Consider the following 18,270-nt stretch of genomic DNA (forward strand, 5'->3'; position numbering starts at 1 on the left):
CCCTGTGCGGCCAGGACGTGCCGGAGCGCAAGGGGATTGCCCCGAAAGAGGGAAATCCAGTGTCGCCGGTTTGATCCGTGGCCGCCCGCAGGGTGCTCGGCGTGCACATGTGTGCGGCGGAGCGCGGGGCTCGTCACAGGTTCTGGAAAGAAATTTGGCCGACGGTTGAACACAAGAGCTGCTCCCGTGCGTACTCATGACCGTGCGGCGGCGCAGCAGGGCGCTGCAACACCCTTGCGATTATGGGGAGTTGACGATGAAGACCTCCTGGCGGAGCGCCTCACTCGTGGCGAGCGCCGCGGCGGTCCTGGCGCTGACGACGGCGTGCGGTCAGGACAGCCCACCGGCGGCCAGCCAGAACGTGGGCGCCACGGCCGCGCCCGGGGACTACGGAAGCATCGGCTCGGGCACGGCGGGCACGGCAGGCGCGGCGGGCGGTGCCGCGACCGGCCAGCCGGCCGCGCCGAGCGCCTCCAGCCCGTCCAACCCCGCCGGCAAGCTGTCCGTCTCCACCGCCGAAAAGGTCGGCAAGGTGGTCACCGACAGTCTCGGCCTCACCCTGTACCGGTTCGACCAGGACACCGAGCAGCCGCCCAAGTCGAACTGCGACGGCGACTGCGCCAAGACCTGGCCGCCGGTCCCGGCCGACGACGCCGAGGCCGGCGAGGGCATCGACAAGGCGCTGCTCGGCTCGGTCACCCGGGCGGACGGTACCAAGCAGCTCACGGTCGCCGGCTGGCCCGCCTACCGCTACGCCAAGGACGTCAACGCCGGTGACGTCAAGGGCCAGGGCGTGGGCGGGAAGTGGTACGCGCTCGCCCCCGACGGCAAGAAGGCGCAGGGCGGAGCGGAGGCCGGCGCGGAGGGTGGCGGCGAAGCGGTCCAGGCCGGGCTGTCCACGCGCAACGACGCCAAGCTCGGCGAGATCGTCGTCGACAAGAACGGCATGACCGTCTACCGCTTCAAGAAGGACGAGGCCTGGCCCAAGCCGGTCTCCAACTGCATCGGTGCGTGCCTGGAGAAGTGGCCGCTCGTGGAGCCCGTCGACTTCGCCGACACCAAGGGCATCCAGAAGAAGGGCTACATGATCTTCGACCGGACCGACGGCAAGGGCAAGCAGCAGACGATCAACTGCTCGCCCATCTACACCTTCGCCGGCGACAAGGCCCCCGGCGACACCAACGGCCAGGGCGTGGGCGGCACCTGGTTTGCCGTCAGGCCCGACGGAAAGCTGGTCGGCGCCTCGGAGAAGTAGAGAAACCTCCCCAGGGTTGATCATCTCGTCCACCCGAAGCGCAGACCCGGTCCACCCCTCCGTGCCCCACGGAGGGGTGGACCGTTTTGCCGTGCTTCACCTGAACTCATCAAATTATTGACACTCTTCCCCTTCCGAGCCGGAACTCTCCGGAATGCCTCGGACACTGTTCGTCATATGTTCGAAGGGCATGCGGAGGGGTATCAATTCGGCACGTGCCGCAGGCAGTGACCGGGAACGGATGGTCAATTTCCGTTTCGGGTCGCTCCATTGGCGGGCGATCAGTAGCCTCTGCTCGAACACCGGATCGCCTACGCCTTGGAGAGATAGATGGAGCGTCCCGCCTGGGCCCCACGGAGCATCGACATCTCGGTGCCCAGCGTTTCCCGGATGTACGACTACTATCTGGGCGGATCGCACAACTTCGAGGTCGACCGGGAAGCGGCCCGCAGGGCCATGGAGTTCATGCCGGGACTCCCCAAGATCATGCAGGCCAACCGCGCTTTCATGCGCCGCGCCGTGCGCTACGCGGCCGGCCAGGGCATCTCCCAGTTCCTGGACATCGGCTCCGGCATCCCCACCTTCGGCAACGTGCACGAGGTGGCGCAGACCGCCCGCCCCGGGGCGCGTGTGATGTACGTCGACCACGATCCGGTGGCGGTCGCGCACAGCCAGGCGGTTCTGGCGGGCAACGACGACGCGAGCGTCGTCGCCGCGGACCTTCGCAAGCCCCAGGAGATCCTGCGCAGCCCCGAGGTGGAGCGGCTGATCGACCTGAATCAGCCAGTGGCTCTGCTCCTCGTTGCCATACTGCACTTCGTGGAAGACGAGGACGACCCGTACGGGGCCGTGGCCGAACTGGGCGAGGCGCTCGCGCCCGGCAGCCTGCTCGTGCTCACCCACGCCTCCTACGAGGGGATCCCGCTGCCGCCGGAGCGGGCCGGGGGTGCGGTGGACGTGTACGAGGGCATCCGCAACCCGCTGATCATGCGCTCGCGCGAGGAGATCGCGCGGTTCTTCGAGGGGTACGAGATGGTGGAACCCGGACTGGTGGCGATGCCGCGCTGGCGGCCCGACACCGCCCCGGAGGACGAGGATCCGTATGCGTTCTCCGGGTTCGCGGGCGTGGGGCGTACGGCGTGATCGCGGAACCGGACGGGCCGGAGGGCAGACTGCGCCGGTTCGCGACGATCTGGAGCCGGGCCGTCTTCCCGGTGACCTCGACGTCGTCGACCCGTCCCGAGTTCGAGGCGCAACTGCTGCCCCTGGCCCGGCGGCTGAGCGAGGCTCTGCTGGCCCGGGCCTTCGACTCCGAAGCGGGCAAGGCGGTCGGCGCCGCCCTCGTGGACGCGCACTGCACCGACCCGGAGGCGCTCAGCCGCACTCTGGACTGCGTCGACGCCTACCTGGTCCTGTACTGCGGCGGTGACGGCGACCAGGAGGACCTGCGGGCGCGGTGCGCGCGGCTGCAGCACGCCATGGCCGCCGGTTTCGCGCGGGCGCTGCGCGAGCGGACCCTGGCCGAGCAGGAGTCCATCGCGCAGGCCGCCCTCCAGGCGCAGGGCGTGGTGGCGCAGGCCCTGCACGCGAGCGAGGCGCGTTTCCGCGCCGTCTTCGAGGGTGCGGCCATAGGAATCGGCATGGCCGACCTCGACGGCAACATACTGCAGGTCAACGGCGCGCTGCTGCGCATGTTCGGGGTCTCCGAGCAGACGCTGCGCAGCCGCAACGTCCGGGACTGGACCCACCCCGACGACGCTCCGCAGACCTGGCGGCTCTACGACGAACTCGTGCGGGGCGACCGGGAGCACTACCACCTGGAGAAGGCGTTCTACCGCCCTGACGGCACCGTCCTGTGGACCAACCTGACGGTCTCCCTGCTGCGGGACGCCGACGGCGAGCCGCAGTACCAGCTCGCCCTCATGGAGGACACCACCGAGCGGCGGCTGCTCAACCTGCGGCTGCGCTACGAGGCCACGCACGACGCGCTGACCGGGCTGCCCAACCGCACGTTCTTCTTCGAGCGCCTGGAGAAGGCACTGGGCGCCGGGGAAGGCCAGCGGTTCGGGCTGTGCTACCTCGACCTCGACGGCTTCAAGACCATCAACGACAGCCTCGGTCACGCGGCCGGCGACCGGCTGCTGGTGGAGGTCGCGGACCGGCTGCAGTCCTGCACCACGGCGCCCGGCGAGATGGTCGCGCGGCTCGGCGGCGACGAGTTCGTGGCGCTGACCACCGGCCCCGACACCCAGCGCCAGGTCGACGAACTCGCCGGACGCATCATGAACGCGCTGCTCGCGCCGATCAGCGTCGACGGCAGGGAGCTGACCGTGCGCGGCAGCATCGGCATCGTCGAGGGCCCGGCCGGGGAACGCAGCCCGGCGGAGGTGCTGCGCAGCGCGGACATCACCATGTACCGGGCCAAGTCGGCGGGCGGCAACCGCTTCGAACTCGCCGATCCGGAGGCGGACGCCCGGGCCATCACGCGGCACGGACTGACCACGGCGCTGCCGACGGCGCTGGAGCGGGGCGAGTTCTTCATCGAGTACCAGCCGCTGGTGCATCTCGGCGACGGCAGCGTCCGGGGCGCCGAGGCCCTGGTGCGCTGGCTGCATCCGCAGCACGGCGTGCTCGGGCCGGACCGGTTCATCCCGCTCGCGGAGCACACGGGGCTCATCGTGCCGCTGGGGCGCTGGGTGCTGGAGCAGTCGGTGCGTCAGGCGCGGGAGTGGCGGGAACTGCACGGGGGTGTGGACGCGGGGCCGCTGCGGATCAACGTGAACCTGTCGCCGTGCCAGCTGACGCATCCGGGGCTGGTGCAGGACACGATCGACATCCTGGAGCGCACGGGCGTCGAGCCGGACGCGCTGTGCCTGGAGGTCACCGAGTCGGCGCTGATCGGGGCGGACGACGATCTGCTGAAGCCGCTGCGGCGGCTGGCGGAGATGGGCGTCGACATCGCCCTGGACGACTTCGGGACGGGGTACTCCAACCTCGCCAACCTGCGCCGGCTGCCGGTCAGCATCCTGAAGCTGGACCGGTCCTTCACCCAGAGCATGCAGCAGTTCCCGGCGGACCCCGTCGACCTGAAGATCGTCGAGGGGATCGTCTCGCTGGCGCACAGCCTGGACCTCGCGGTGACGGTGGAGGGCGTGGAGACGGGGGCGCAGGCCGAACAACTGCGCATACTCGGCTGCGACACGGCCCAGGGCTGGTACTACGCGAGGCCGGGCCCGCCGGAGCGGCTGCACGAACTGGCGCTGGTGGACGCCACGGGCTGACACCACCGCTGGGACGCCGCGCGGCGCCGGGTCAGGTGCCCAGCCCGCGCAGCAGCAGCGCGAGACCGCCCAGGAACTCCCGGTCGGCACTGACCTTCCGGGCGTTGCGGGCGGTCTCGGTCATGTGCGGAAAGGTGTCGGGCGGCAGTTCGGCGATGGCGCGGGTGCCCTCGCCGGACAGGGCCCCGAGGTGCTCCAGCTGGATGGCGCCGATGACGTACCCGAGCAGGCCGCGCAGCGCGACCACCCGCTGGTCGCCGTCGAATCCCGCCTCCGTGAGCACGCCGAGCACGGACTCCGACCAGCGCAGCCCGGCGAGGGACCGGTGCCGGTGGGTGACGGTCAGGGGCACGATCTCCGGGTGGGCGGCCACAGCGTCCCGCAACCGCCGCACCAGCACCTCGATGCGCTCCTGCCAGGGTGCTTCGGGGCGGGGCGGCTCGGTGTTCACGGTGCCGAGCACGAGGTCGACGACGAGCCTTTCCAGCTCCTCCCGGTCGTCCACGTACCGGTAGAGCGCCATCGTGCTCATGCCGAGTTCTTTCGCGACCGAGCGCATGGACAGCCCGGCGAGCCCGTCGCGGTCGATCACGGCGAGGGCGGCCGAGGCCATCCGGGCATGGCTGAGTGAGCGGGGGCGTGGCATGACGCCGTTCAGCGTACGCCATACGCCTACCTTGTTAGGTGTACGGCATACGCCTACACTCGTAGGAGTACGCCGTACACCTACGAAGGAGCGCTCATGCTCATGCGCAGGCCCGCGCGGTCGACAGGGCCCGGCTCCACCGTCACCGAACGCCACCTGGCCACCGTCTCCGGCGACCCCGTCGCCGTCCCTGATCCCGAACGCCTGGTCCACCTCCAGTTCCGGCGGTTCGCCGGGTGCCCGGTGTGCCATCTGCACCTGCGGTCGGTGGTCCGCAGACACGCGGAGATCGAGGCCGCCGGCATCCGTGAGGTCGTGGTCTTCCACTCGCCCGCCGAGGAACTGCGCCGGCACACCGCCGACCTGCCCTTCGCGGTCGTCGCCGACCCCGGCAAGCGGTTGTACGTCGAGTTCGGCGTCGAGTCGGCTCCCCGTGCCCTGCTCAGCCCGCGCGCCTGGGGGCCGGTCGTCCGGGCGGTGCTGCGCGGCGGGTGGGAGATCCTCCGCGGCCGCGAGCGGTTCCCCGCGACCAGTCAGCCCGGCGGCCGGCTCGGCCTGCCCGCCGACTTCCTGATCGGCCCCGGCGGCAGGGTCCTCGCCGCCAAGTACGGCGAGCACGTCTACGACCAGTGGCCGGTCGACGAGCTCCTGCACCTGGCGTCCGTCCACCGGCCGACCGCCGACCACCCCCCGCGGCAGCCGCAGCCGTAAGCCGGGGCCGCGGGTGCCTCACCGCTCCAGCAGCATCCGCTGCAACTCCCGGGCCGCCCGGGGCGGAGCCACATCACTGCGGTGAGCCAGCGCGATCGTGCGATGCAGTCCGGGCCGGGCCAGCGGCGTCACCCGCAGCCCGCGCCCGGACCTCGCCGCCACCATCCGCGGCACGACGGCAACCCCGAGCCCGGCCCGCACGAACCCCAGCACGGCGTCCATCTCCCCGCCCTCCACCGCGAAGTCGGGTTCGAACCCCTCGGCCCGGCACGCCGCCACGGTCAGCTCCCGCAGGTCGTACCCGTGCCGGAACATCACCAGCCGCTCACCCTCCAGGTCGGAGACCCGCACGGTACGCCGCCCCTGACCGGGACGTGGGGCATCGGGTGAGGAGACCACGACGAGATCCTCCCGCAGCAGCTCCACCGTGGTCAGCGCGGGAGACGGCGTCGGCAGCGGCAGCACCACCAGCGCCAGATCCAGCGCCCCGCGCGCCAGTTCCCGCACCAGGTCGTGGGAGCCGCCCTCCTCGATCAGCAGCCGGATCCCGGGGTAGCGGTCGTGGAAGGCGCGCAGCACGTCCGGCAACAGACCCGTGCACAGACTCGGCGTCGCCCCCAGCCGCACCCGGCCGCTGCGCAGCTGCGCCAGTTCCTGCACCTCGTGCCGGGCCGTGTCCGCGTCGGCCAGGATGCGCCGGGCCAGCGGGAGGAGTGCCTCCCCGGCGTCCGTGAGCGTGATGTTGCCCCGGGCGCGCAGGAACAGGTCCGCGCCCAGCTCCCGCTCCAGCGCCTTGATCTGCTGCGACAGCGACGGCTGCGCGACATGGACCAGATCGGCGGCCCGGGTGAAGTGCCGGGTCTCGGCGACGGCCACGAAGTACTGGAGCTGCTGGAACTGCATGGACCCACGATAGCCCCAGCCTATGGAATCAAGCCGAACCATGTCTTGGACCGATCGGCCGCACGTCCGTAGCGTGCTGTTCCATGGCTCTGGCAACGCGGACGGACCGGCGGCCGTCCATCGCACGCACCGTGTGGGACTCCACCGTCGGCAAGAAGACCGTGATGGCGGTCAGTGGTCTGATCATGCTGCTGTACCTGGTCGTCCACATGATCGGAAACCTGAAGATCTTCTTCGGGGCAGGCGAGTTCAACCACTACGCGCACTGGCTGCGCACCGTCGGCGAGCCGTTCATGCACTACGAGTGGACGCTCTGGCTCGTCCGGGTCGTGCTGGTCGTCGCCGTCGTCGCGCACGCCACCTCGGCGTACCAGCTCAGCCGCCGCGACATCAGGGCACGGCCCAGCAAGTACGTGCACAAAAAGGCACGGGCGAGCTATGCGACGCGCACCATGCGCTGGGGCGGCATCATCCTCGGTCTGTTCATCGTCTGGCACATCCTCGACCTGACGACCGGCACCGTGCACTCCGGCGGCTTCCAGGAGGGCCACCCGTACCAGAACGTCGTGGACACCTTCTCCACCTGGTACGGCAACGCCGTCTACATCGTCGCGATGCTCGCGCTCGGCCTGCACATCCGGCACGGCTTCTGGAGCGCGGCCCAGACCCTCGGCGTCGGCAGCCGCAGCCGCGACCGCGCCCTGAAGACCGTCGCAGACGTCCTCGCGCTGCTGCTCACGGCCGGTTTCATCGCCGTACCCGTGGGCGTCATGACCGGAGTGGTGAGCTGAAGATGACTTCCTACCGCGAGTACACGGCCTACGCGACCGGTGAGCCGGTCGTCGACACCAAGGCCCCGTCCGGGCCGATCAACGAGCGCTGGGACAAGCGCCGCTTCGAGGCCAAGCTGGTCAACCCCGCCAACCGGCGCAAGCACACCGTGATCGTCGTCGGCACCGGCCTCGCCGGCGGCTCCGCCGGGGCCACACTCGCCGAACAGGGCTACCACGTCGTCCAGTTCTGCTACCAGGACTCGCCCCGCCGCGCCCACTCCATCGCCGCGCAAGGAGGCATCAACGCGGCGAAGAACTACCGCAACGACGGCGACTCCGTCCACCGCCTGTTCTACGACACCGTCAAGGGCGGCGACTTCCGCGCCCGCGAGTCCAACGTCCACCGGCTCGCGCAGATCTCCGTCGAGATCATCGACCAGTGCGTGGCCCAGGGCGTGCCCTTCGCCCGTGAGTACGGCGGGCTGCTCGACACCCGTTCCTTCGGCGGCGTGCAGGTCTCGCGCACCTTCTACGCCCGCGGCCAGACGGGCCAGCAGCTTCTCCTCGGCGCCTACCAGGCCCTCAGCCGGCAGATCGCCGCCGGGAACATCGAGATGCACCCACGGACCGAGATGCTCGACCTGATCGTCGTCGACGGGCGGGCACGCGGGATCGTGGCCCGTGACCTGGTCACGGGGAAGATCGACACGTACTTCGCGGACGCCGTGGTGCTCGCCTCCGGCGGCTACGGCAACGTCTTCTACCTGTCGACGAACGCCATGAACTCCAACGCCACCGCGATCTGGCGGGCCCACCGGCGCGGCGCGTACTTCGCCAACCCCTGCTTCACGCAGATCCACCCCACCTGCATCCCGCGCACCGGCGACCACCAGTCCAAGCTGACGCTGATGAGCGAGTCGCTGCGCAACGACGGGCGGATCTGGGTGCCGAAGGCCAAGGGCGACCAGCGGCCCCCGAACGAGATCCCCGAGGACGAGCGCGACTACTACCTGGAGCGCATCTACCCGTCCTTCGGCAACCTCGTCCCGAGGGACATCGCCTCCCGCGCCGCGAAGAACGTCTGCGACGAGGGCCGGGGAGTGGGGCCGGGCGGGCAAGGCGTCTATCTCGACTTCGCCGACGCCATCGCACGCATGGGCCGAGCGGCCGTCGAGGCCAAGTACGGCAACCTCTTCGACATGTACCAGCGGATCACCGACGAGGATCCGTACGAGGTGCCGATGCGGATCTACCCCGCCGTGCACTACACGATGGGCGGCCTGTGGGTCGACTACGACCTCCAGACCACCATCCCCGGGCTGTTCGCGATCGGCGAGGCCAACTTCTCCGACCACGGCGCCAACCGGCTCGGCGCCTCCGCGCTGATGCAGGGCCTCGCGGACGGCTACTTCGTCCTGCCCTCGACCATCAACGACTACCTGGCCCGCAACCCGCACCACGACGCCGTGACCGGCGAACACCCCGTCGTCCAGGAGGTGCTGGCCGAGACCCAGGACCGGATCAACCTGCTGCTGTCCGTCGACGGCGACCGCACCCCCGACTCCTTCCACCGCGAGGTCGGCGAACTCATGTGGGAGTTCTGCGGCATGGCCCGCACCGCCTCGGGGCTGCGCAAGGCGCTGGAGCGCATTCCGCAGATCCGCGAGGAGTTCTGGCGGCGCATCAAGGTGCCCGGCACCGGCGAGGAATTCAACCAGTCGCTGGAGAAGGCCAACCGCGTCGTCGACTACCTGGAGCTCGCCGAGCTGATGTGCCTCGACGCGCTGCACCGCGAGGAGTCCTGCGGCGGCCACTTCCGCGAGGAGTCCCAGACGCCCGACGGCGAGGCGGCCCGCAGGGACGAGGAGTTCGGGTACGCCGCCGCCTGGGAGTTCACCGGCACCGGCGAGGCTCCCGTCCTGCACCGGGAAGACCTGGTCTTCGAGTACGTCCACCCCACCCAGCGGAGCTACGCATGAAGCTCACCCTGCGCGTCTGGCGGCAGCGGAACGCCGACGCCGACGGCACGATGTCCACGTACGAGGTGGACGGGATCTCGCCCGACATGTCCTTCCTGGAGATGCTCGACACGCTCAACGAGGAGCTCATCCTGCGGGGTGAGGACCCCGTGGCCTTCGACCACGACTGCCGCGAGGGCATCTGCGGCGCGTGCTCGCTGGTCATCAACGGCGATGCGCACGGTCCCGAGCGGACCACCACCTGCCAGTTGCACATGCGGTCGTTCAAGGACGGCGACACGATCGACGTGGAGCCGTGGCGGGCCTCGGCGTTCCCGGTGATCAAGGATCTGGTCGTGGACCGGTCGGCGTTCGACCGGATCATCCAGGCCGGCGGGTACATCACCGCCCCGACCGGGGCGGCCCCCGAGGCGCACGCCACGCCGGTGCCGAAGCCGGATGCCGACTTCGCCTTCGAGCACGCCGAGTGCATCGGGTGCGGGGCGTGTGTGGCGGCCTGCCCGAACGGGGCGGCGATGCTGTTCACCTCCGCCAAGATCAACCATCTGAACGTGCTGCCGCAGGGGGCGCCCGAGCGGGAGACGCGGGTGCTGGACATGGTGGAGCAGATGGACGAGGAGGGATTCGGGGGGTGCACGCTCGCCGGTGAGTGCGCCACCGCCTGCCCGAAGGGCATTCCGCTGATGTCCATCACGAGCATGAACAAGGAGTGGCTGCGGGCGACCCGCAAGGCAGCCAAGCGCTGACCCCGTGCTGGGGGAGAGACGTTCGCCGGTAGGTGCGGACGGGCGGGACCGGGAGTGGTGCTCTTCCCGGTCCCGTCTCGTATGTCCGTGTCACGGGCCGGGATCGGCGAGGAGGGGGCCCAGCGGACCGAGGTCCAGGTTGAGGTCACTGCGCCGCAGCCCGTGCTGCGCGCACAACTCGTCCATGCGCTGGTCCAGCAGCATCAGCGCGGTACCGAGCCGGTCCTCCTGCTCGGCGCTGAGCGTCCCCTCGTCGAAACGGCGCACCGCCTGGCGCTCCATGAGCTGCCGCAGGAGTTCCACCACGGTCAGGACCAGGGCCGCCAGGTCGTTGGTGACCCGCTCGGGATCGAGGTCCAGCGCGTGGGTGCGCGGCGCGGTCACAGCGGCCCGCTGTCCGACCAGGGCGCGGGGACCCGGTCGCTGACCGACGCCAGCAGGGCGTGCAGGGAGATCCGCACCAACGGCACGTCCGCGATGGCCAGCACGAGGTCACCGCTGACCACCACGCCGGTCGCCAGCACCCGGTCGAGCAGGTCGACGAGCGGCACCCCGACGGGCGCGTACGGCTCCGGGCCGTCCCACGGCACCGCCGTGCGGTCGGCACCCCCGGCGACCGGCACGCTCATGCGCGGACCTCCTGCTGTGCGTCGTCGCATTCCACCGCGTCCGACCGGGCGAAGGAGTACGGGATCCATGGCCCCGACATGGTGACCTCTACGGCCGTGCGGTGGGCGTCGCGGGCCAGCTCGCCGACGGCCCGGACGAACTCGGCGCGCTGACCGTCGTCGACCAGATAGGCCGCGTTGAGCAGTTGCGGGACGCTCCTGCCGGTCAGCTGCTCGCTCTGCGGCCGGTGCCGGGTCGCGGCGACGGCGTACCGCCGCAACTCCCGGTCGACGGCGTGGGCCTGCGCCAGAGCGTGCTCGCGCGCCTCACGCTCGGTGCGCCGCCGAGCGCTCGCCCGGCGCAGGTACGACCGCCCGTCGGCCGGTCCGTCCCCGGCGGCACCGGACGCGCGCTCGGTCGCAGGGCCGTGTACCTTGACCGCCCACTCGGTACGGTTGCGCAGCCGGTCCAGCAGGGCGCGCAGGGAATCCGCCCGGCCGGTCACCGCTCGTACCGCGTTGCGGTCGTCCAGATACAGCGTCGCCATCGGCAGGGGAACGACGGGGCCCGTGCTCGCGGCCGTCTCCACGCCCCGGTGGTGGGCGCGGGCGCAACGCTCCAGCTCCTCGGGCCGGTTGAGCCGCTCGGTGAGCGCGTCCTCGCCGAAGTCCGCCGCGGGAACGTCCTGCACGATCAGGTGAAGCGGGCCCGCGGCCAGGACCCGCAGCGGACCGCCGCCGTCATGGCCCGGTGTCACCGAGACCACCTCGTCCGGCGGAGGCGTGTCCGTCACGGCGAACACACAGGTGACGGTGGGGCGCGGCGCGTCCGGTTCCGTCGCGGTCGCCCGGCCGGCCGGCAGCGTGCTCATCGGACCACCTCCGCGGTGTCGGGGTCGGCTTCCTCCAGGGCCTCCAGACGGGCACGCAGACGCGCGTTCTCCTCGGTGAGCGCGTCCCGGGCGGCGCGCGAGGACAGCGCCGGGTCCGTCTCCCACCAGTCGATGCCCGCCTTCTTGGCGGTCTCGACCGAGGCGATGAACAGGCGCAGACGGATGGTGAGCAGTTCGATGTCGAGCAGGTCGATCTTGATGTCGCCCGCGATGACGATGCCTTTGTCCAGAACGCGTTCGAGGAGGTCCGCGAGGCTGCCGGAGGGCGGCCCGACCGGCTGCGCCCCCGGGCCCGCGGGCCAGGTGCCGAGGTCGGTCACGAAGAGCTCCCGCGGTGTGGACGAGGGGGACCGGCGTACCGGACGGGACTGTCGAGAAGGGCGAGCAACCGCTCCTCCTCTTCCTCGAAGGCCGCCTCGTCGATGGCACCTTCCTCCAGGGCCCGGTTGAGTGCCGCCAGGCGTGCCTGCACGGCACGCGGGCCGCAGGTCTGGCGTTCGGCCTCCTGGAGCAGGTGGTCGGCGACCCAGAGCGGGCCGCGCAACGGGGCCAGGGGCAGCAGCAGGAGCCCGCTCACGAGTCCCACGACGTCACCGGCCCGCCGTGGCCGACTGCGCGTCGACGAAGCTGTAGCACGGCAGCGGCCCGGTCACACTCAGGGCCAGCCTGTCCCCGAAGTCGCGTGCCTGCGCGGCCACGGCCTGTCGGAAGCGCTGTTCGTCGGCGGAACGTACCAGGAACGACGTGCTCAGCACCTGCTCGTCGTCGACCGGTCCCTGAAACGTGCGCACGGCGAGCGGGGCCAGGCGGGCCAGCACCTCCCGCGCCGCGCCGCGGGCCTCGCGTGCGACGCCCCGGGCCAGCGCCTCGCCCAGCCGCACGTTCGCCTCGTAGCCGGGGCGGTGCCGGGTCTGGCGGGCGAGCGCGCGCAGGGCGTCGTCCCGGCGTACGAGGTCGGCGAAGTACCCGTGCACGACTGTGCCCTTCACATTCATCTCGACGCAGCCCCGTACGCCGTCGAGCTGCACCGCCAATCGGGCTTGATCGGTGCGCAGTTGGCCGCGCAGCGTCTCCGCGTCGGGCGTGAGGACGGCGAACCGCATGGGCAGGACGGGGCCCTGCGCGGCCAGTTCGCCGAGCACCGCCTGATGGGCCATCAGGTCCCGGCGCCGCGCGCGGACGGACGCCGGAGTGTCCGAGACGGCCGCGCACAGCCCGGCCTCGGTCAGCAGCCGCACCGCCGCACCGTCCACGCCGGGCGCCTTCGGGGGCCGGACGCCCGCGGGGGCGATGCCGTAGACGTACAGGGTGCCGAGCGTGCCGGCGGTGGTGAGGGCGGCGGTGGCCGTCACGGTCATTCCTCCTCGGCCTTGCGGCGCCGGGGCCGCGGGCGGTCGTCGTCACTGCGGCGCTTGCGTGCGGGCCGCGGGGCGCGCTCGGCGCGGGCGTCGCCCTCGTCGGCGTCCACGTCGTCTTCCGTGCCGTCGTCCGGGGTGAGGACGTCGCGCACCTTGTCGGTCAGGGAACCGGCGGCGCGCTTGGCGCCCGCCTTGCCGACGGCCCTGGAGACCGGCCCTCCGAACAACTCGGGCACGGTCTTGGAGCGCGTGTCGTTCTCGAGGTCCAGGCGGTTGCACGCCTCCGCGAAGCGCAGGTAGGTGTCGACGCTGGCGATCACGATGCGCGCGTCGACTTTGAGGATCTCGATCCCGACCAGCGAGACGCGCACGAAGACGTCGATCACCATGCCGCGGTCGAGAATCAGCTCCAGCACGTCGTAGAGGGTTCCGGCGCGGGGTGAACAGACGATCTCGTCGCTGTAGACGGTCATGCGGCGGTCCTTCCGGTCAGCGGTTGCGACGGTCCGGTCACTGGTCCTGGGCACCGCGCCGGAAGCGTGCGATCCGGCGGTACTGCACGAGCTCGCCCGCCGAGTCCAGTTCCACCCGGTACGTCGCGAGCAGGCTGGTGGTGTCGGGGATGCGGGCCAGTTCGAGCACGTCGACGTCGACGACCCAGCCGTCGTCCTCGCCCCGGCACACCGCGGAAACCCCTTCGAGGCGGTGGCTGATCAGCTCCGTCAGCGCCTCGGCGGCGCGCCGGGCGGCCTCCCCGGCACCGCGTACACCGCGCCGGCGCTTGGTGGACGCGGCCGAGCCACTTCGTCGCTCGCCGGCTCCGGGTTCTGTCATGCAGTTCACTCTTGCCGCCGGAGCCGGTGCGCGCGTGTCCGGCTAGGCCATCCGGGCCGAGCCCCTGGGCGCGAGCCGTTCAGCAACCTCACACCCGTTCTCTCTGCACATGACACGCGAAGGTCAGGCGGCATCGGCAGAACAGAGGCGAAGGATCGCACCACACCGCTCAGCGCCCCGCCTCACCGACCGGCCCGTGACCAGGAGAGAGCCATGACCGGCGTACTGACCGTCGACCGCCCCGCGCAGCCCGCGGCCCCCACCCGCTACACCGTCACCCTCGCCCGGAACGAGGAGGACGTGCGTGCCGCCCAGCGGCTGCGGCACGACGTCTTCGCCGGGGAGCTGGGCGCCCTGCTGGCCGGCCCGCAGCCGGGCCTCGACGTCGACTCGTTCGACGCGTACTGCGACCACCTGCTCGTACGGGAGGAGACGACCGGCCAGGTCGTCGGCACCTACCGGCTGCTGCCGCCGGAGCGGGCGGCGGTCGCCGGGCGGCTGTACTCCGAGGGCGAGTTCGATCTGACCGCGCTCGACGGGATCCGGCCGCAGCTCGTCGAGGTCGGCCGCTCCTGCGTCCACCCCGACCACCGCGACGGCGCGGTCATCAGCCTCATCTGGGCGGGCATCGCCCGCTACATGGTCGACCGCGGCCACGAGTGGCTCGCCGGCTGCTGCTCCGTACCGCTCGCCGACGGCGGCGCCCTCGCGTCCGCCACCTGGGACCGGGTGAGCGACAAGCACCTCTCGCCCGAGGAGTTCCGGGTGCGGCCGCTGCTGCCGTGGACGCCGGGTCCCGCGCCCGCCGCCCGCGTCGAACTGCCCGCCCTGCTGCGCGGCTACCTGCGCCTCGGTGCCTGGGTGTGCGGCGAACCCGCCCACGACCCGGACTTCGGCGTAGCCGACCTGTACGTCCTGCTGCCGATGAGCCGCGTCAACGCGCGCTACCTGCGCCACTTCCTCTCCCTCGTCCCGGCCTGATGAGCGCCTGGCTGCCCACCGCGCCCTGCACGCCGCAGGCCTGTGTCGAGGCGTCGGCGGCCGTGCGGGCGCGGGCCGTGCCGCGTGCCGTGCTGCGGCTCACCGCGGTCCTCCTGCTCCTTCTCGCGGGGATCGCGCTGACGCCCCTCGGCGCCCGGATACCGGCGTCCCTGGTGCGGCGCTGGTGCCGGTGGATCGTGCGGGCCGCCGGCGTCCGGGTCCGCATCACCGGCGCCGCCGCCCCCACCGGCGGACTGCTGCTGGTCGCCAACCACATCTCCTGGTTGGACATCCCGCTGCTCGCCGCCGTACGCCCCGCGCGGATGCTGGCCAAGACCGAGGTACGGCGCTGGCCCGTCGCCGGTGCGCTGGCCGCGCGCGGCGGAACCCTGTTCATCGACCGGGACCGCCTGAGGGCCCTGCCGGACACGATCGCCCGGATCTCCGGGGCGCTGCGCGAGGGCGCCGCGGTCGCGGCCTTCCCCGAGGGCAGCACCTGGTGCGGCCGGGCCCAGGGCACCTTCCGCCGGGCCGTCTTCCAGGCCGCCCTGGACGCCGGGGTGCCCGTCCAGCCGGTGCGGATCGGCTACCGGCTCAGCGGCGGCACGACCACCACGGCCCCCGCCTACGTCGGCGAGGACACGCTGCTCGCCTCCCTGTGGCGGGTGGCGACGGCCCGCGGCCTGATCGCGGAGGTCGAGGTACAGGCCCCCATCCCACCGGGCAGCAGCCCCGACCGCCGCGCTCTCGCCCGCTCGGCACAGCCCGAGGAGACGGCCGCGCCGGCCTGGACGCACACGGTGCTGGTGGCGTAGGGGCTCCCGGGCATTGGCGGGATCTGGCGTGCGCGTGCCTGGACCTCGCCTGAATCCGGCGTGCGTGCTCCCGGACCTGGGTGGGACCTGGCGTGCGTGCTCCCGGACCTCGGCAGCCCGGCGTGCGCGTTCCCGGACCTCAGCGGGATCCGGCGAGCGTGCGCGCCAGATACGGTGCCGTCCGGCTGTCCGCCGAGCGTGCGACGTCCCCGGGCGGGCCCGCCGCCACGATGCGGCCGCCCGCGTCGCCGCCGCCCGGCCCGAGGTCGATCACCCAGTCCGCCCGTGCGACGACGGACATGTCGTGCTCGACGACGACCACGGTGTGCCCGGCGTCGACGAGGCCGTGCAACTGGCGCATCAGCACGTCCACGTCGGCCGGGTGAAGGCCGGTCGTGGGCTCGTCCAGGAGATAGAGCGTGTGGCCGCGCCGGCCGCGCTGCAGTTCGCTCGCCAGCTTGATGCGCTGGGCCTCGCCACCGGAGAGCTCGGTCGCGGGCTGGCCGAGACGGAGGTAGCCCAGGCCGACGTCGAGCAGCGTGCCGAGGCTGCGGGCCACGGCCGGGGTGTCCGCGAAGAACTCCGCCGCGCTCTCCACCGTCAGATCCAGCACCTGCGCGATGTTCCGCCCCCGGTAGGCCACCTCCAGCGTCTCCGGGTTGTAGCGGGCCCCGCCGCAGTCCGGGCACGGCGCGTACGTGCTCGGCAGGAACAGCAGCTCCACACTGACGAACCCCTCGCCCTGGCAGGTCTCGCAGCGCCCGCCCGCCACGTTGAAGGAGAACCGCCCGACGCCGAAACCGCGTTCGCGGGCCCCGTCGGTGGCCGCGAACACCTTGCGTACGACGTCGAAGAGGCCCGTGTAGGTGGCGAGGTTCGAGCGCGGGGTGCGGCCGATCGGCTTCTGGTCGACCGAGACCAGCCGGCCCACGCCCGCCGCGTCCTCGGTGATCTCGCCGATGAGAGTGGACTTGCCGGAGCCGGACACCCCGGTCACCGTGGTGAACACGCCGAGCGGGAACGCGGCGGTCACGCCGCGCAGGTTGTGCCGGGTGATCGGGCCGGTCTTCAGCCACCCGGTCGCCTCGCGCACGTCCCGGGCCGGAACGGCGGAGTGGTCGAACAGGTAGCGGGCCGTCGCCGACTCCTCCACGCCGGCCAGCTCGGCCACCGGGCCGCTGTGCAGTACCCGCCCGCCGTGCTCGCCCGCGTCCGGACCCACGTCCACCAGCCAGTCGGCGCCGCGCATGACGTCGAGGTGGTGCTCCACCACGAACACCGAGTTCCCGGACGCCTTCAGCCGCTCCAGCACCGTGAGCAGCGGCTCGGTGTCCGCCGGATGCAGTCCGGCCGACGGCTCGTCGAGAACGTAGACGACCCCGAACAGGCCGGAGCGCAGCTGGGTGGCGAGGCGCAGGCGCTGCAGTTCGCCCGCGGAGAGGGTGGGAGCGGTCCGGTCGAGACTGAGGTAGCCGAGACCCAGCTCCAAGACCGGCGCGATACGGGACCGCAGGTCGTCGGTGAGGACCCGGGCCGCTTCCGAGGTCCCGTCGAGACCGGCGGCCAGCTCCACCAGCGGCAGTGCCGCGAGCTCGGCGATGGTCCGGCCGCCGAACGTCACCGCCATGGCCTCGGGGCGCAGCCGGCTGCCGCCGCACGCCGGGCAGGGCGCACTGGTGAGGAACCCCTCGGCCTTCGCCCGCAGGGCCGGGCTCTTGGAGTCCGAGAACGTCTTCATCACGTACCGGTGGGCGCTCATGTACGTGCCCTGGTACGGCCGTTGGATGCGGTCGGCGTCCCGCACGGGATGCACCGTGACCACCGGCTGCTCGTCCGTGAACAGGATCCACTCCCGCTCGCCGGCGGGCAGCTCGCGCCAGGGCCGGTCCACGTCGTACCCGAGCGCGTCGAGGATGTCCCGCAGGTTCTTGCCCTGCCAGGCGCCCGGCCACGCGGCGATCGCCCCTTCCCGGATCGACAGCGACGGGTCGGGGACCAGCAGTTCCTCGCTCGTACGGTGCACCTGGCCCAGCCCGTGACACTCCGGGCACGCCCCCACCGCCGTGTTCGGCGAGAAGGCGTCGGAGTCGAGCCGCTCGGCTCCGGGTGGGTAGGTGCCGGCCCGGGAGAACAGCATCCGCAGGGAGTTGGAGAGGTTGGTGACGGTGCCCACGGAGGACCGCGAGGTGGGCGCCGCCCGGCGCTGCTGGAGCGAGACGGCCGGGGGCAGACCGGTGATCTCCCCGACCTTCGGCGCGCCGACCTGGTGGATCAGCCGGCGCGCGTAGGGCGCGACCGACTCGAAGTAGCGCCGCTGCGCCTCCGCGTAGATCGTGCCGAACGCCAGCGACGACTTCCCCGAACCGGACACACCGGTGAACACGGCCAGCACGTCCCGGGGGATGTCCACGTCGATGCCCTGGAGGTTGTGCTCGCGGGCACCGCGGACACGGACGAACGGGTCATGGGGGTCGTGCATGGGAAACG

General features: G+C 71.8%; 20 protein-coding genes. 9 read left to right on the forward strand and 11 right to left on the reverse strand.

The window, feature by feature from the left end; translation table 11 throughout:
* Nucleotides 1–256 precede the first annotated feature (256 nt).
* The 3 genes from AB0G20_RS24370 to AB0G20_RS24380 all read left to right on the forward strand — a co-directional run bounded on the left by AB0G20_RS24370 (nucleotide 257) and on the right by AB0G20_RS24380 (nucleotide 4,536).
* The gene (locus AB0G20_RS24370; RefSeq protein WP_361305916.1) at nucleotides 257–1,255 is read left to right on the forward strand and encodes an SCO0930 family lipoprotein; all 999 of its coding nucleotides are present in this window, start codon (nucleotides 257–259) and stop codon (nucleotides 1,253–1,255) included.
* A 330-nt stretch (nucleotides 1,256–1,585) separates the two neighbouring features.
* A complete protein-coding gene (locus AB0G20_RS24375) occupies nucleotides 1,586–2,398 on the forward strand; it encodes an SAM-dependent methyltransferase (RefSeq protein ID WP_361305917.1) in 813 nt (270 codons plus the stop codon).
* Nucleotides 2,395–4,536, forward strand: coding sequence for an EAL domain-containing protein (locus tag AB0G20_RS24380; protein ID WP_361305919.1), 2,142 nt, complete (start codon nucleotides 2,395–2,397; stop codon nucleotides 4,534–4,536). The genes AB0G20_RS24375 and AB0G20_RS24380 overlap by 4 nt, the downstream gene beginning before the upstream one ends.
* A 31-nt stretch (nucleotides 4,537–4,567) precedes the next feature.
* On the opposite strand, the gene AB0G20_RS24385 is transcribed toward AB0G20_RS24380, so the two are convergent.
* Entirely contained in the window at nucleotides 4,568–5,182 is a 615-nt protein-coding gene (locus AB0G20_RS24385; RefSeq protein ID WP_361305921.1) for a TetR/AcrR family transcriptional regulator, read from the reverse strand.
* A gap of 96 nt (nucleotides 5,183–5,278) precedes the next feature.
* Here AB0G20_RS24385 and AB0G20_RS24390 point away from each other — a divergent pair, with 96 nt between their 5' ends.
* Nucleotides 5,279–5,893, forward strand: coding sequence for a peroxiredoxin-like family protein (locus AB0G20_RS24390; protein WP_361305923.1), 615 nt, complete (start codon nucleotides 5,279–5,281; stop codon nucleotides 5,891–5,893).
* 18 nt (nucleotides 5,894–5,911) lie between these two features.
* Here the strand turns inward: AB0G20_RS24390 and AB0G20_RS24395 are convergent, their stop codons facing one another.
* Nucleotides 5,912–6,796: a LysR substrate-binding domain-containing protein gene (locus AB0G20_RS24395; protein ID WP_361305925.1), complete on the reverse strand. Its 885-nt coding sequence runs from the start codon at nucleotides 6,794–6,796 to the stop codon at nucleotides 5,912–5,914.
* A gap of 119 nt (nucleotides 6,797–6,915) precedes the next feature.
* Here AB0G20_RS24395 and AB0G20_RS24400 point away from each other — a divergent pair, with 119 nt between their 5' ends.
* From AB0G20_RS24400 to AB0G20_RS24410, 3 genes are read left to right on the forward strand one after another with little or no spacing between them, the layout of a single operon-like run.
* Nucleotides 6,916–7,587 (forward strand): succinate dehydrogenase, encoded by a 672-nt coding sequence (locus AB0G20_RS24400; RefSeq protein ID WP_361306520.1) that lies wholly within the window; start codon nucleotides 6,916–6,918, stop codon nucleotides 7,585–7,587.
* Nucleotides 7,588–7,589: 2 nt separating this feature from the next.
* Nucleotides 7,590–9,548, forward strand: coding sequence for a fumarate reductase/succinate dehydrogenase flavoprotein subunit (locus AB0G20_RS24405; RefSeq protein WP_361305927.1), 1,959 nt, complete (start codon nucleotides 7,590–7,592; stop codon nucleotides 9,546–9,548).
* Nucleotides 9,545–10,294: a succinate dehydrogenase/fumarate reductase iron-sulfur subunit gene (locus AB0G20_RS24410; RefSeq protein ID WP_361305929.1), complete on the forward strand. Its 750-nt coding sequence runs from the start codon at nucleotides 9,545–9,547 to the stop codon at nucleotides 10,292–10,294. Before AB0G20_RS24405 ends, AB0G20_RS24410 begins: the two co-directional genes overlap by 4 nt.
* A 90-nt stretch (nucleotides 10,295–10,384) precedes the next feature.
* Here the strand turns inward: AB0G20_RS24410 and AB0G20_RS24415 are convergent, their stop codons facing one another.
* From AB0G20_RS24415 to gvpO, 8 genes are read right to left on the reverse strand one after another with little or no spacing between them, the layout of a single operon-like run.
* A complete protein-coding gene (locus AB0G20_RS24415) occupies nucleotides 10,385–10,678 on the reverse strand; it encodes a gas vesicle protein K (protein WP_361305931.1) in 294 nt (97 codons plus the stop codon).
* Nucleotides 10,675–10,923 (reverse strand): gas vesicle protein, encoded by a 249-nt coding sequence (locus tag AB0G20_RS24420; RefSeq protein WP_361305933.1) that lies wholly within the window; start codon nucleotides 10,921–10,923, stop codon nucleotides 10,675–10,677. Before AB0G20_RS24420 ends, AB0G20_RS24415 begins: the two co-directional genes overlap by 4 nt.
* Nucleotides 10,920–11,774 (reverse strand): GvpL/GvpF family gas vesicle protein, encoded by an 855-nt coding sequence (locus tag AB0G20_RS24425; RefSeq protein ID WP_361305934.1) that lies wholly within the window; start codon nucleotides 11,772–11,774, stop codon nucleotides 10,920–10,922. Before AB0G20_RS24425 ends, AB0G20_RS24420 begins: the two co-directional genes overlap by 4 nt.
* Nucleotides 11,771–12,115 (reverse strand): gas vesicle protein, encoded by a 345-nt coding sequence (locus tag AB0G20_RS24430; RefSeq protein WP_361305936.1) that lies wholly within the window; start codon nucleotides 12,113–12,115, stop codon nucleotides 11,771–11,773. Before AB0G20_RS24430 ends, AB0G20_RS24425 begins: the two co-directional genes overlap by 4 nt.
* Entirely contained in the window at nucleotides 12,112–12,381 is a 270-nt protein-coding gene (locus AB0G20_RS24435) for a gas vesicle protein GvpG (RefSeq protein ID WP_361305938.1), read from the reverse strand. The genes AB0G20_RS24430 and AB0G20_RS24435 overlap by 4 nt, the downstream gene beginning before the upstream one ends.
* Nucleotides 12,382–12,385: 4 nt before the next feature.
* Nucleotides 12,386–13,153, reverse strand: a complete 768-nt coding sequence (locus AB0G20_RS24440; RefSeq protein WP_361305940.1) for a GvpL/GvpF family gas vesicle protein — start codon at nucleotides 13,151–13,153, stop codon at nucleotides 12,386–12,388.
* Nucleotides 13,150–13,626, reverse strand: coding sequence for a gas vesicle structural protein GvpA (locus AB0G20_RS24445; protein ID WP_361305942.1), 477 nt, complete (start codon nucleotides 13,624–13,626; stop codon nucleotides 13,150–13,152). Before AB0G20_RS24445 ends, AB0G20_RS24440 begins: the two co-directional genes overlap by 4 nt.
* Before the next feature lie 37 nt (nucleotides 13,627–13,663).
* Complete coding sequence (gvpO, locus tag AB0G20_RS24450; protein ID WP_361305944.1) at nucleotides 13,664–13,987, reverse strand: gas vesicle protein GvpO; 324 nt, start codon at nucleotides 13,985–13,987, stop codon at nucleotides 13,664–13,666.
* A gap of 213 nt (nucleotides 13,988–14,200) precedes the next feature.
* On the opposite strand from gvpO, the gene AB0G20_RS24455 reads away from it, so the two are divergent.
* Nucleotides 14,201–14,968 carry a GNAT family N-acyltransferase gene (locus tag AB0G20_RS24455; RefSeq protein WP_361305946.1) on the forward strand — a complete coding sequence of 256 codons (768 nt, stop codon included), beginning with the start codon at nucleotides 14,201–14,203 and terminating at the stop codon, nucleotides 14,966–14,968.
* Entirely contained in the window at nucleotides 14,968–15,783 is an 816-nt protein-coding gene (locus AB0G20_RS24460; protein ID WP_361305948.1) for a lysophospholipid acyltransferase family protein, read from the forward strand. Before AB0G20_RS24455 ends, AB0G20_RS24460 begins: the two co-directional genes overlap by 1 nt.
* A gap of 139 nt (nucleotides 15,784–15,922) precedes the next feature.
* Here the strand turns inward: AB0G20_RS24460 and AB0G20_RS24465 are convergent, their stop codons facing one another.
* Nucleotides 15,923–18,262 carry an excinuclease ABC subunit UvrA gene (locus tag AB0G20_RS24465; protein ID WP_361305950.1) on the reverse strand — a complete coding sequence of 780 codons (2,340 nt, stop codon included), beginning with the start codon at nucleotides 18,260–18,262 and terminating at the stop codon, nucleotides 15,923–15,925.
* Between the last annotated feature and the right edge of the window lie 8 nt (nucleotides 18,263–18,270).

This window comes from Streptomyces sp. NPDC024017 (assembly GCF_040638895.1).
GTDB lineage: Bacteria > Actinomycetota > Actinomycetes > Streptomycetales > Streptomycetaceae > Streptomyces.

Coding starts and splice junctions, on each gene's coding strand:
- AB0G20_RS24410 (WP_361305929.1), top strand. CDS start 9,545: ATGAAGCTCACCCTGCGCGTCTGGCGGCAGCGGAACGCCGACGCCGAC.
- AB0G20_RS24445 (WP_361305942.1), bottom strand. CDS start 13,626: ATGACCGTCTACAGCGACGAGATCGTCTGTTCACCCCGCGCCGGAACC.
- AB0G20_RS24460 (WP_361305948.1), top strand. CDS start 14,968: ATGAGCGCCTGGCTGCCCACCGCGCCCTGCACGCCGCAGGCCTGTGTC.
- AB0G20_RS24440 (WP_361305940.1), bottom strand. CDS start 13,153: ATGACCGTGACGGCCACCGCCGCCCTCACCACCGCCGGCACGCTCGGC.
- AB0G20_RS24405 (WP_361305927.1), top strand. CDS start 7,590: ATGACTTCCTACCGCGAGTACACGGCCTACGCGACCGGTGAGCCGGTC.
- AB0G20_RS24395 (WP_361305925.1), bottom strand. CDS start 6,796: ATGCAGTTCCAGCAGCTCCAGTACTTCGTGGCCGTCGCCGAGACCCGG.
- AB0G20_RS24390 (WP_361305923.1), top strand. CDS start 5,279: ATGCTCATGCGCAGGCCCGCGCGGTCGACAGGGCCCGGCTCCACCGTC.
- AB0G20_RS24425 (WP_361305934.1), bottom strand. CDS start 11,774: ATGAGCACGCTGCCGGCCGGCCGGGCGACCGCGACGGAACCGGACGCG.
- AB0G20_RS24465 (WP_361305950.1), bottom strand. CDS start 18,262: ATGCACGACCCCCATGACCCGTTCGTCCGTGTCCGCGGTGCCCGCGAG.
- AB0G20_RS24455 (WP_361305946.1), top strand. CDS start 14,201: ATGACCGGCGTACTGACCGTCGACCGCCCCGCGCAGCCCGCGGCCCCC.
- AB0G20_RS24370 (WP_361305916.1), top strand. CDS start 257: ATGAAGACCTCCTGGCGGAGCGCCTCACTCGTGGCGAGCGCCGCGGCG.
- AB0G20_RS24375 (WP_361305917.1), top strand. CDS start 1,586: ATGGAGCGTCCCGCCTGGGCCCCACGGAGCATCGACATCTCGGTGCCC.
- AB0G20_RS24420 (WP_361305933.1), bottom strand. CDS start 10,923: ATGAGCGTGCCGGTCGCCGGGGGTGCCGACCGCACGGCGGTGCCGTGG.
- AB0G20_RS24385 (WP_361305921.1), bottom strand. CDS start 5,182: ATGCCACGCCCCCGCTCACTCAGCCATGCCCGGATGGCCTCGGCCGCC.
- gvpO (WP_361305944.1), bottom strand. CDS start 13,987: ATGACAGAACCCGGAGCCGGCGAGCGACGAAGTGGCTCGGCCGCGTCC.